Origin of the sequence: Bacillus australimaris, from assembly GCF_001307105.1 — a bacterium.
GTDB lineage: Bacteria > Bacillota > Bacilli > Bacillales > Bacillaceae > Bacillus > Bacillus australimaris.
Genome location: NZ_LGYN01000001.1, coordinates 149,942 through 161,977, shown reverse-complemented (window position 1 = coordinate 161,977; position 12,036 = coordinate 149,942). Strand labels below are relative to the sequence as shown.

Below are 12,036 nucleotides of genomic sequence, written 5' to 3'. Positions count from 1 at the left end.
CTTGGACAGAGGGATGATTCGCCGCACATGAGAGATCAAACCATGTGATGTGAGGCAAGCCATTTCCTCTCCAGAATGAGGAGGAACAAATGAAGACAAAGCTAGATTTTTTCAAAATGAAAGAACAAAACGAACCAATTGTGATGCTGACCGCATACGACTATCCATCTGCTAAGCAAGCGGAAAAAGCGGAAGTCGACATGATCTTAGTTGGTGATTCACTTGGGATGGTTGTACTTGGACTAGATTCAACTGTACAAGTCACGATGGAGGATATGATCCACCACACAAAAGCAGTGAAAAGAGGCGCAAAAGACACATTTGTTGTGACTGATATGCCATTTATGTCTTATCATTATTCGTTAGAAGAAACAATGAAAAATGCAGCACGCATCATGCAAGAAAGCGGTGCCGATGCCTTAAAGCTAGAAGGCGGAGATGGAGTGTTTGAATCCATTCAAGCCCTCACAAGAGGCGGAATTCCTGTCGTCAGTCATTTAGGCCTCACACCTCAATCAGTTGGTGTACTTGGCGGGTATAAAGTGCAAGGAAAAGACCACGAAAGTGCTCAAAAATTGATTGAAGACAGCTTGAAATGTGAGGAAGCTGGTGCGATCGCACTTGTGCTGGAATGCGTACCTGGCGAACTGACAAAACGAATAACCGACATGCTGAAGATTCCTGTGATCGGAATTGGTGCAGGGGCTGAAGCAGACGGACAAGTTCTCGTTTACCATGATGTGGTAGGATACGGGGTGTCTAGAACACCTAAATTTGTGAAACAATACGCGCAAATTGATACTGTTTTAGAAGAAGCGCTCATTCAATATACAAAAGAAGTCAAAGCACGAACATTCCCAGAGGACATGCACACGTTTCATATCAAAGAAGAAGTCCTTGATGGCTTATATGGGGGAATCAAAAAATGAACGTTGTCACCCATATTCACGAGTTGAAAGAATTGATCAAGCAGCATCAAGTAAAACAGCGCTCCATCGGCTTTGTTCCGACGATGGGCTTTCTTCATGAAGGACATCTGACTTTGGCGAAAGAGGCAAGAGGTCAAAATGACATTGTCGTGATGAGCATTTTTGTCAATCCTTTGCAGTTTGGACCGAATGAAGACTTTGAATCCTATCCAAGAGATATCAAAAGAGATCAGCGTCTTGCAGAAGAAGCGGGTGTGGATATTTTATTTACACCTGATGTAAAGGAAATGTACCCAGATGAACCATCTATTACGATGACGGTTCAAAAACGGACAGATGTCTTATGCGGGAAAAAACGTCCAGGACATTTTGACGGCGTTGTCACTGTGCTCACGAAGCTATTTCATCTCGTATCACCAACAAATGTCTATTTTGGTCTAAAGGATGCACAGCAGGTCGCTGTGATCGATGCGATGATCAAGGATTTCTTCTTCGATCTTCACCTTGTATCTGTACCGACAGTTAGAGAAGAAGACGGTTTAGCAAAAAGCTCAAGGAATGTGTATCTTTCTGAAGAAGAAAGACAAGAAGCACCCGCTTTATACCGCGCATTAAATAAAGGACAGGCAGCTGTTGAAAAAGGCGAACGTGATGTCAGTCGTGTGTATCAGCTGATTAAAGAAGAGCTTCTTCACACGGGCGGAGAAATTGATTATATTGAGATCTACTCCTATCCAGAGCTTGAGCCGCTTCAGCAGTTAGCAGGTCAGGTCATTATTGCAATTGCGGTGAAATTCTCACGGGCAAGACTGATTGATAATGTGATATTCCATGTTCCTGAAAGCGGTGAAAAACATGTATAGAACCTTTATGACCTCTAAGCTTCATAAAGCGACGGTGACTGAAGCAAACTTACATTATGTAGGAAGTATTACAATTGACGAAGATTTACTAGATGCGGCAGGCATGATGGCAAATGAGAAAGTACAAATTGTCAATAATCATAATGGCGCAAGACTTGAAACATATATTATTCCCGGCGAAAGAAAGAGCGGCGTCATTTGCTTAAACGGTGCCGCAGCGAGATTGGTTCAGCCAGGGGATGAAGTGATTATTATTGCTTATGGGATGTTGTCAGAAGAAGAAGCAAAGACACACACACCAAAAGTAGTCGTTTTAAATAAACAAAATCAAATTGAACAAATGATTGGGCAAGAGCCTGCGAGAACGATTTTATAGACGCAAGCTATATGGAAACAGAACAGTTTCATGAAAAGGAGCTGTTCTGTTTCATCTATTTTGTCCAGAGCGTGTTTCACTTCAGGGTGAAACGAGGAATTGAGGTGTCCATTTTATGACCGATCAAAGGTTTGTTGTCGTTGATATTGAAACCACCGGGAATTCACCTAAAAAGGGTGATAAAATCATTCAAATTGCTGCGGTGGTCATTGAAAATGGACAAATTGTCGAACGGTATTCAAAATATGTGAACCCGGGAAAAGCAATCCCTGGATTTATTGAACAGCTGACAGGCATTCAGCAGCACATGGTTGACGATGCGGTGTTTTTTGAGGACATTGCCCAAGAGGTGTATGACCTCATACATGGCGCTTATTTTGTTGCGCACAATGTTCATTTTGACTTGAATTTTTTAAATGATGAACTAAAAGCATGCGGGAAAAATGAGCTGGATGTGCTAGCAATTGATACAGTTGAGATTTCTAGAATTCTTTATCCGGAGCTTGAAGGATATAAGCTCACTGAATTAAGTGAAGAGCTCATGCTTCCACATGACCACCCGCACCGGGCGGATAGTGATGCGGAAGTTACTGCCATGCTATTTTTGAATTTATTCCATCAATTAAAACATACACCGCCAAATGTGCTGAAGCAGCTGCGCAGATTATCCTCTTATCTCTTAAGTGATATAGGACTTTTAATTAAGCAGCTTGAAACGAGCCATGCCAGCCGGGAAGATTCTTTGGTGGAAGTCGGCTCTTTTGCTGTAAAAGATGTCACCAATCCTATCACTGAGACGACACATTCAGTAGGTGAGGATGATGAACAGCTGTTTGAGGAAATCAAAAAGAAGCTGCCGCAAACGGTAGAAGGCTATGAAGTAAGAGAAGGCCAGCTCACGATGATGAATAAAGTGAGAGACGTGTTTCATGAAAGGGCCTATGCATTAATTGAAGCGGCACCGGGTATTGGGAAAACACTGGCTTACCTCATCCCAGCGGCTCTAGAAGCGAAGAAATCAGGAAAACCTGTCATTATTAGTACATATTCCATTCTTTTGCAGCAGCAAATGCTTCAGCGCGATGTGCCGATCTTGAATCAATTGCTCCCGTTTGAGCCTGCTGCCTGTGTATTTAAAGGACGGGCACATTATATTTGTTTAGATAAGTTTGAGCATGTGCTTCATGAGGAAGATGATAACTATGATGTCGTCTTAACGAAGGCGCAAATATTAATGTGGCTCCTTGTAACAGAAACGGGTGATTTATCTGAACTGAATTTACCGTCAGGAGCTGCCAATATAAAAGACCGAATTTCCTGTGTGCACATGCCGTTTACATCGAAAAAGCGCCGGTTTAAAGAACATTGCTTTTATGAGCGTGCCAAAAGAAGAGCAAAAACAGCTGATTTGATTTTAACGAATCATCGCCTGCTCTTATCACAAACAGAAGCATCATCTATTTTTCAGCATGCAGACGTATATGTGATAGATGAAGCCCATCAATTTGAGAAAACAGCCAATGAAACCCTTGGGGATAGTGCGTCTTATATCCAGCTTCATGCGAAATTAACGCAGCTTGGCTCCTTACAAGGCGGATTGTTAAAGAAGCTGAAAAAGAGATTCCATGGAGCCGGTTTACAGACCGACACCTTTATCGAAATGGATGAGTATCTCAATCAGCTTCAAATGGAAAGTGATGCTTTCTTTAGCACAGTTCATTCTTTTGTCAAAAGAACAAAACCAAAAGCAGACATCAATCGTCTCATTCATAGAGTACGTCATCATTCAAAACATGCTCAGTGGAAACGTATTAAAGAAACGGCAAGTAAACTTTGTTCCTTGTTAATTGCTTGTGAAAAACTGTATGAGCAGCAAAAAAATGAGCTTCTTCAAAAAAGTGCACACCTGACAGAGCATTTTGCCTTTGAAGCAGAGGAATACGATCAAGTGATGTCATTTATGCATACATTTTGCAGTACACTGTACCGGTTTATTTTTGAGCCGAAAAACGATGAAACGGTTTGGATTGAAATTGATGCAAAGGGTGCCAAAAACGCTGTCTTTATGTATGCACAGCCACTAGATACAGGCGAACTTTTGGCTGATCGATTCTTTATGAACAAAAAAAGTGTCGTCCTCACATCAGGGACACTTACCATCAATCACCGCTTTGATTATTGCTTGGAACGGTTTGGCCTGCAAGATTTTTATCCGCATCTTGTCCAGATTGATTCACCGTTTGAACTTGAAAAACAGCTCAAAGTGATTGTGCCGGCTGACATGCCGCCGATTACGAACCGTGATGAACGAGACTATGTAAAGCAAGCAGCTCGATATATTAAGATCATGGAAAAGCAGCATCATGCAAAAATATTGGTGTTGTTTAATTCACATGAGATGTTAAAAGCAGTCTATGAAGAGCTAAAAACAGAAGGGATGCAATCAGCCCTTTTTGCTCAAGGTCTGACAGGGGGCAGCCCGGTCAAATTGACGAAAATGTTTAAATTAGCAAAACAAGCCATTTTGCTTGGTACGGGTAGTTTCTGGGAAGGTGTTGATTTTCCAGGCTCAGAGCTCACAACAGTCATCATGGCACGTCTTCCGTTCCGGCCGCCTGATTCACCGCTCATTGAAGCAAAATGTGATGCAGCAAAAAAACAAGGGAAGAATCCATTTAAAACCGTCGCTCTCCCAGAAGCTGTGTTAACCTTTAAGCAAGGAGCTGGCCGCTTGCTGCGATCTGAAAAAGACATAGGGACATTGCTAATTTTAGACCGCCGGGTGAAAACTGCTTCATATGGAAAGTTATTTTTAGAATCACTCCCACATGCGCCGGTTCACGAGATGTCAAAAGAGTCCCTTGAGGCGTATATAAAAAACCTTAACAACGAAAAGCCGCTGTCATAAGCGGCCTTTAGCTGGTGTGGGTTTGGAGTTAATTTATCGTAAACGGCTTTTTGTGTTCCGTTGTAAAAATAGTATCGGTTCCCGTGCAGAAAAGTATGACTAACAATATTTACGTACCGAGGAGGAATTAGAAGTGGAAAGTAAAATAGAGGTACTTTCAACTGTTCAAATTAAGCATTCAGAAGACCTGTACAAAATCGTTGACGTATTGAACAGAACGCTTAAAAGAGAAGATCTTATGTTTGGATTAGCATTAGATCAAGAAGACCAAAATCAAGCGATATTTACGATTTATCGCACATAGGGGAAGCTTGACATGAAAAAAATAGTCTGGATCATTTCATCCGTTGTGGCTCTCGTTCTGCTGATTGGCATCATCAGCTTTACGTGGATTTATCAGATTGCCATGGGACAAAGAGAACAAGGTCACGATGCAGCGATTGAACGAGCAAAAGAACAAGCAAACATCGTACAAGTGGAGCAAGTGGAAACCTTTGTCGGGAAAGAAAAACAATTTATTGTTGAAGGGAAAAACAAACAGAATGAATTGACTTATGTTTGGGTACCTGCCAGCAAAAAAGAAAAAGTGATCACAAAAAAAGCAAAAGAAGGCATTACCTCGAATCAAGCAGTACAAGCCGTTCAAAAGGAGAATACAGTCTCTAAGCTAAAAGATGTCAAATTAGCGAGAGAAGGTGACGTTCTCCTTTGGGAAGTGACGTACTTAAATGAGAACAATCAATATAGCTTTAGCTATGTCGATTTCTCGACAGGACGCGTGGAAAAAAATTTAACACCGTAGTTTCTCCTGTCTTGCGTTGACCATGCTGATTTAGAACGGTTATAATAAAATGTATGAAAAAAGATTCACACCAATCGAAAAGGTGAGTTTCTTTCTGGCTTTGGAGGGAATTATGTTGAAAACAACGATTAATCAAGTGTTTAAACACGTCGATCAAGAAGTAACCATCGGCGCATGGATTGCCAATAAACGTTCAAGCGGAAAAATTGCATTTTTGCAGCTGCGAGACGGGACAGGCTTTATTCAAGGAGTCGTAGTAAAAGCAGAAGTGGAAGAGGAAATCTTTAAACTTGCGAAATCAGTCACACAAGAAACATCTGTTTATGTGACAGGTCAAGTGACAAAAGACGAGCGTTCACCGCTTGGTTTTGAATTACAAGTGAAATCCATTGAAGTGATTCATGAAGCTACAGATTACCCAATTACACCAAAAGAGCATGGAACAGAATTCTTAATGGATCACCGTCATTTATGGCTGCGTTCTAAAAAACAGCATGCCATTATGAAAATCCGTAACGAAATTATTCGTGCTACATATGAGTTCTTCCATCAAGAAGGTTTCGTGAAAGTAGATCCGCCAATTTTAACTGGAAGTGCTCCTGAAGGCACAACGGAACTATTTGCTACGAAATATTTTGATGAAGATGCGTACCTTTCTCAAAGTGGTCAGCTTTACATGGAAGCGGCCGCAATGGCACTTGGAAAAGTATTCTCATTTGGCCCAACATTTAGAGCTGAGAAATCAAAAACAAAACGCCATTTAATTGAGTTTTGGATGATTGAGCCTGAAATGGCTTTTGTCGAATTTAATGAAAACCTTGAGTATCAAGAAAATTATGTGTCTCATGTTGTTCAAAGTGTACTTGAAAACTGTAAAGTTGAACTGCATACACTAGGCCGTGATACAGCGAAATTAGAAAACATCAAAGCGCCATTCCCGCGCATCACTTATGATGAAGCGATTAAATTCCTGCAGGAAAAAGGCTTTGATGATATTGAATGGGGAGATGACTTCGGTGCGCCTCACGAAACAGCGATCGCCGAAAGCTATGATAAACCAGTGTTTATCACTCATTACCCAACATCACTAAAACCGTTTTATATGCAGCCAGCACCGGATCGTGATGATGTCGTCCTTTGTGCAGACTTAATTGCACCAGAAGGCTACGGAGAGATCATTGGCGGTTCTGAGCGTGTTCATGATTTAGAGATGCTTGAAGCAAGATTGAAAGAGCATGGACTCGATCAAGAAACTTACAAATGGTATACAGAATTAAGACAATACGGTTCTGTACCGCATTCAGGTTTTGGTCTTGGACTTGAACGTACAGTTGCTTGGATTAGCGGAGCGCCGCATGTGCGTGAAACAATTCCTTTCCCAAGATTATTAAACCGTTTATATCCTTAAGACGTGAAGCCTCCAACATATGGAGGCTTTTTCAAACGTCTTTTTAGGCGGGCACGTGAAATAAAACGTGATATACTTAAAGTGAAGAGGTGTATCCGATGAATAGGCAGCAATTTATTAATATGCAGCAAATGGGTTCGACAAGTTTACCCAATTTGCTGATTGCTCATTATGAGCAGTTAGGACTGAATGAATCACAGATGATGGTGATGCTAAAGATTAAAATGAATGAAGAACAAGGCGTTTTCTTTCAAACATTTGAAGAGCTTTCAGGTGGTATGACCATTTCAGCGGAAGAGTGTGCGTATATGGTTCAGCATCTCATTCAAAAAGGATTTATTTCGATTCAGCCATTTGAAGACAGATCTGGTATTCAGCATGACCGCTACTCAGTAGAGCCTTTATGGGGCGTGCTGTATGACTTTTTAGAAGCAAAACAGGCGAAAGAAGCTCAAACACATCATGTACAGGCTGAAAAATCTTTATATGCTTTATTTGAAGATGAATTCGGCAGACCGCTGTCTCCTCTTGAAGGAGAAACACTTTCGATCTGGATGGATCAAGATCATCATGATGCTGAAATGATCCGTCTAGCGCTTAGAGAAGCTGTTTTATCAGGAAAACTAAACTTCCGTTATATTGATCGAATTCTGTTTGAGTGGAAAAAGAAAGGGCTGAAAACAGCGGAAGAAGCAAAAGAGCACAGCCAGCATTTCCGTTCTCAGCAAAAAAACCCACCTTCAAAAGAAGAGACGTCAACTTATAAACGACAAGTTCCTTTTTATAATTGGCTGGAACAATAACCAATAAAGGAGAAGGCATGTTATCAAAAAAACAAATTAATGAGTGTTTAGATATTATAGGAGATATGTTTCCAGAGGCTGAGTGTGAGCTTGTTCATGACAATCCATTTGAGCTTGTGATTGCTGTCGCACTCTCAGCTCAATGTACAGACGTGCTTGTAAACAAGGTCACGAAAACGTTATTTCAAAAATATAAAACACCAGAAGACTATTTAAGTGTACCGCTTGAAGAACTACAGCAAGATATTCGTTCGATTGGTCTGTATCGCAATAAGGCTAAAAACATTCAAAAGCTGAGTAAAATGCTGATTGAAGAATATGGCGGTGAAGTGCCGAAGGACCGGGATGAGCTTGTCAAGCTTCCTGGAGTTGGCCGAAAAACAGCAAATGTCGTTGTTTCGGTTGCTTTTGGTGTACCAGCAATTGCAGTAGATACACACGTAGAACGAGTCAGCAAGCGTCTAGGAATCTGCCGCTGGAAGGATTCTGTGCTTGAAGTAGAGCAAACCTTAATGAAAAAGGTACCAAAAGAAGATTGGTCTGTGACGCACCACCGTCTGATTTTTTTCGGCAGGTATCATTGCAAGGCGCAGCGGCCGCAATGCGAGTCGTGCCCGCTTCTTGATATGTGCAGAGAAGGGCAGAAGAGGCTGAAAAAAGGATTGGTGAAGCTAGCATGAGCAAAGCAGTGGCTTTTACCTCATATGTCGAAAAGCTAAAAGAGAAAAAGGTTGAGATCAAAGGCGATCGAGTAGACATACTTAGAGCCAATCCCCTCGCATATGATCTATCTTCAGATCCTTTAACAGAAGAACTGCCGTGGCAGAAAACAGAAGAATTTGTTCCTGTAATGTTTGAACTGTGGAATGAATTAAAAGAAAAAATGCTTCCTCGTTTTCAAACAAGAAAATCCCGTTGTGAAGAAGATGATATGCTGCAAGGAATCATCAGTATGATCGCAATATTTTATTGGGTCAAAGGGGAGAAGCTGCAAACGCTTGAATGGGAAGATATCAAGAAAGACACATTTCCCGTTGCCCCCATTAATTGGACGGAACGTTTAGAGTTCATTTTGCTAAAACCTACTCAATATCATTGCTTTATACAACTGGACGAGCTATACACAGAATTAAAAAAGCAATACGGAAAATATGAAGCACTTAAGAAAATCAGACAGCAGCGTTAAAAAAAGCACTTGCCATAGGAGGCAAGTGCTTTTTGTTTATTCATCTTCTTTTCGAGAAGTAGAATTTGATGGCGAATTTGAGCTTTGAGCGTTGGTTTTCGCATCATCTTTCTTTTTATCTTTATTGTCAGTCTGTGAGTTGTTGCTGTTCCCATTTGTACTGTCTGAGCCATTATCGGATCCGTTATTGCCGTTTTCCGTATTTCCACCTTGATTTTGATCGTTATCCTGATCTTTTTTATCATCTGGCTTTTGCTCGTCAGTGCCTGGGGGCTGATTTTTGTTATCGTCAGTCTTGTCAGTTTGGTCTGTTTGCTCGTCGTCAGCAGGCTGCTGAGGTTCTTCTTCTTCTTTATTCTCATCATCTGCTTTTTCTTCTTCATCATCTTTAATGGTGAGGAAGGTAGAAGCTGCTTTACTTGTGACATCCTCTACAGTTGCTGTCACTTGGAATTTATAGGTAGAGCCAGGCTTCACATCAGAGATGACTGCTTCTTTAGCAGAGCTGTTTTGAATGTCTTTATAGCCGCCGTCATCGACTGCTTGCTTCACATTAAATGTAGCGTCTGCATCATCGTCATAGCCCCAAGTCAGCGTGATGGATTTTTTCTCTTCATCATATACTGCTTTTAGATCTGATGGTTTATCTGCTTCTTTTTTCTCATATGTGTCAGAAACTTTAGTTGGTACCGTTCCTCTCACAAAGTATTCTGTTGTCTTCTTGTCGCTTGGTGTATTCGGTCCGGCTAATTTCGCTGGGTCTGATCCTTTTTCAACCGTAGCTTCAACAACACTATCTGGTTTTTCAAATGAGCCGCTTCCATCATCAATTTGAGAAATTAAGCGCTGGAAGACGATTTTGGCAACACGCTGCTCGTAACTTGTGAGCCACATTTTGCCGTCTGCATCTTTTGAATTACCGATTCCAGTCCAAACAGCTGCTGTATATTGCGGCGTATAACCGACAAACCACGAATCTTTTGCGCCGCCAGAAGGAATATTGTATTTATTAATGTCATCTTGCGTGAAGTTCGTTGTACCTGTTTTACCAGCTACTTGTACGTTCGGTACTTGAGCAAGTGTACCCGTTCCAGATTGTACAGCCGTTTTCAGCATGTCTGTGATCATAAATGCTGTGTAATCACTCATAGCCGCCTTAGAATCTGGCGTAAGGTCAAGCTTTGTTCCGTCATTAAATTCAACAGACGTAACAGCGTGCGGTTCGTTATAGTATCCATTATTACCGAATGCACTAAAGGCACCAGCCATCTTCAGGGAGGAGACACCTTCGTCAAATCCACCGATAGAGTAGGACTCTGGAATATCAGACGGTAAGTCCATACCTAAGTTATTGGCGAATTGAACAGCATTGTCAGTTCCAGCTTCTTGGAAGGCTTTTAGGGCAGGGATGTTTCGAGATTGTGCCAAAGCACTTCTCATTGACATTTTCCCTAAATGTCTTCTGTCAAAGTTATTAATCGGTGTTCCATTTGAGTACGTATACGGTGCATCATCAATTTGCTGATATGTTGACCATTTTTTGTTTTCAATGACTGGTCCGTAATCTAAGATTGGTTTGATTGTGGACCCTGGCTGGCGTTTTGCATCAGTCGCATAGTTGAAGCCGCCTGCTGGGACATCACGTCCACCGCCAATAGCGCGAATTTCACCGTTCTTCGTATCAAGGAGAGTGACACCGGCCTGCATGCCTTTCGTAAATCCAGCGCTATCTCCATTAATGATATCATCTAGGTGATCCTGCGCTTTTCGATCAAGTGATGTGTAAATTTTTAATCCATCGGTGGATACATCCACTTTGGCTTTTTTCTGTACTTCTTCCATCACTTCTTCAATGTAAGCAGAATACTTACTTGAGTTTTGGCTCTTATATTTATCAGCTGAGACAACTGTCTTGCTGACAGGGGTTGCTTTAGCAACATCATAGTCTTTTTCTGTAATATAGCCTTGTTTTTTCATAAGGCCTAAAACGATATTACGGCGTTTTTCCGCTGCCTCGGGATGTTTCACTGGATTATAGGCAGAAGGACTTTGCGGCATACCTGCAAGAGTGGCAGCCTGTGCAACAGTTAGTTTATTTAAATCTGTGACGCCGAAAAATTGTTCAGCCGCTTTCCCAACACCATAAGCATAAGGAGAGAAGAAAATCCGGTTTAAATACATTTCTAAAATTTCATCTTTAGAATATTTTTGCTCAAGCTGAATTGAGAGCCATACTTCCTGTACTTTCCGTTTTAACGTTTTCTGATTGGTAAGAAGGGAGTTTTTTACAACCTGCTGTGTAATTGTACTTCCACCTTCAGCACCAAAGCCGTCCTCGACGTTTGCGACAAGTGCACCGCCAATACGGATTGGATCAATCCCATGGTGTTTATAAAAACGTGCATCTTCAGTCGCAATAAACGCTTCTTTTACTACATCGGGTATATCTTTAATCGAGACATACGTTCTTTTTTCCGCACCGACTTCTGCAAACATTTTTTTGTCTTTATCATAAAGCTTTGAAGAGTATGGTGTTTTAAGCTTACTATCATCAATAGAAGGAGCGCTGGATGCAAAAACGGCAAAAGTTGTGATTCCGGCTACTAAGCAAAGAAGACCGATCACGAGTAAAGATAAAAATATTTTTTTAAATAGACCTGCTTTCTTTTTGCCTTTTTTGTTCTTTTGCTTCTTATTGTTTTCTTGACTTGCTTTACGTCGCTGTTCGCGACTTGTAAATTGATCAGACATGACATCTCAA

At 41.2% G+C, this 12,036-nt stretch carries 11 protein-coding genes; 10 read left to right on the top strand and 1 reads right to left on the bottom strand.

Annotated features, from left to right (window positions below):
- Positions 1-89 precede the first annotated feature (89 nt).
- The 10 genes from panB to AKG37_RS00775 all read left to right on the top strand — a co-directional run bounded on the left by panB (position 90) and on the right by AKG37_RS00775 (position 9,275).
- On the top strand, positions 90-929 hold the full coding sequence (gene panB / locus AKG37_RS00815; RefSeq protein WP_060697156.1) for a 3-methyl-2-oxobutanoate hydroxymethyltransferase: 840 nt from the start codon (positions 90-92) through the stop codon (positions 927-929).
- Positions 926-1,792, top strand: a complete 867-nt coding sequence (gene panC, locus AKG37_RS00810; RefSeq protein ID WP_060697155.1) for a pantoate--beta-alanine ligase — start codon at positions 926-928, stop codon at positions 1,790-1,792. Before panB ends, panC begins: the two co-directional genes overlap by 4 nt.
- Positions 1,785-2,168, top strand: a complete 384-nt coding sequence (gene panD, locus AKG37_RS00805; protein WP_024422780.1) for an aspartate 1-decarboxylase — start codon at positions 1,785-1,787, stop codon at positions 2,166-2,168. Before panC ends, panD begins: the two co-directional genes overlap by 8 nt.
- 115 nt (positions 2,169-2,283) lie before the next feature.
- On the top strand, positions 2,284-5,076 hold the full coding sequence (gene dinG, locus AKG37_RS00800) for an ATP-dependent DNA helicase DinG (RefSeq protein WP_060697154.1): 2,793 nt from the start codon (positions 2,284-2,286) through the stop codon (positions 5,074-5,076).
- Positions 5,077-5,209: 133 nt separating this feature from the next.
- Entirely contained in the window at positions 5,210-5,380 is a 171-nt protein-coding gene (locus AKG37_RS18340) for a YpmA family protein (protein ID WP_077233669.1), read from the top strand.
- A 12-nt stretch (positions 5,381-5,392) separates the two neighbouring features.
- Complete coding sequence (gene tseB, locus AKG37_RS00795) at positions 5,393-5,878, top strand: cell wall elongation/penicillin-binding protein regulator TseB (protein WP_060697153.1); 486 nt, start codon at positions 5,393-5,395, stop codon at positions 5,876-5,878.
- Positions 5,879-5,993: 115 nt separating this feature from the next.
- Positions 5,994-7,286: an asparagine--tRNA ligase gene (gene asnS, locus AKG37_RS00790; protein ID WP_149865058.1), complete on the top strand. Its 1,293-nt coding sequence runs from the start codon at positions 5,994-5,996 to the stop codon at positions 7,284-7,286.
- Positions 7,287-7,384: 98 nt separating this feature from the next.
- Positions 7,385-8,089 carry a DnaD domain-containing protein gene (locus tag AKG37_RS00785; RefSeq protein WP_060697151.1) on the top strand — a complete coding sequence of 235 codons (705 nt, stop codon included), beginning with the start codon at positions 7,385-7,387 and terminating at the stop codon, positions 8,087-8,089.
- Positions 8,090-8,106: 17 nt separating this feature from the next.
- Positions 8,107-8,769, top strand: coding sequence for an endonuclease III (gene nth, locus AKG37_RS00780; RefSeq protein WP_060697150.1), 663 nt, complete (start codon positions 8,107-8,109; stop codon positions 8,767-8,769).
- Entirely contained in the window at positions 8,766-9,275 is a 510-nt protein-coding gene (locus AKG37_RS00775) for a YpoC family protein (RefSeq protein ID WP_060697149.1), read from the top strand. Before nth ends, AKG37_RS00775 begins: the two co-directional genes overlap by 4 nt.
- A 36-nt stretch (positions 9,276-9,311) precedes the next feature.
- Here the strand turns inward: AKG37_RS00775 and AKG37_RS00770 are convergent, their stop codons facing one another.
- Entirely contained in the window at positions 9,312-12,026 is a 2,715-nt protein-coding gene (locus tag AKG37_RS00770; protein WP_060697148.1) for a PBP1A family penicillin-binding protein, read from the bottom strand.
- Positions 12,027-12,036 lie beyond the last annotated feature (10 nt).

Bases quoted from the DNA above. Each gene is read 5' to 3' on its own strand.
- panD (WP_024422780.1), top strand. From the start codon at position 1,785: ATGTATAGAACCTTTATGACCTCTAAGCTTCATAAAGCGACGGTGACT.
- nth (WP_060697150.1), top strand. From the start codon at position 8,107: ATGTTATCAAAAAAACAAATTAATGAGTGTTTAGATATTATAGGAGAT.
- AKG37_RS00770 (WP_060697148.1), bottom strand. From the start codon at position 12,026: ATGTCTGATCAATTTACAAGTCGCGAACAGCGACGTAAAGCAAGTCAA.
- AKG37_RS00775 (WP_060697149.1), top strand. From the start codon at position 8,766: ATGAGCAAAGCAGTGGCTTTTACCTCATATGTCGAAAAGCTAAAAGAG.
- dinG (WP_060697154.1), top strand. From the start codon at position 2,284: ATGACCGATCAAAGGTTTGTTGTCGTTGATATTGAAACCACCGGGAAT.
- panC (WP_060697155.1), top strand. From the start codon at position 926: ATGAACGTTGTCACCCATATTCACGAGTTGAAAGAATTGATCAAGCAG.
- AKG37_RS00785 (WP_060697151.1), top strand. From the start codon at position 7,385: ATGAATAGGCAGCAATTTATTAATATGCAGCAAATGGGTTCGACAAGT.
- panB (WP_060697156.1), top strand. From the start codon at position 90: ATGAAGACAAAGCTAGATTTTTTCAAAATGAAAGAACAAAACGAACCA.
- tseB (WP_060697153.1), top strand. From the start codon at position 5,393: ATGAAAAAAATAGTCTGGATCATTTCATCCGTTGTGGCTCTCGTTCTG.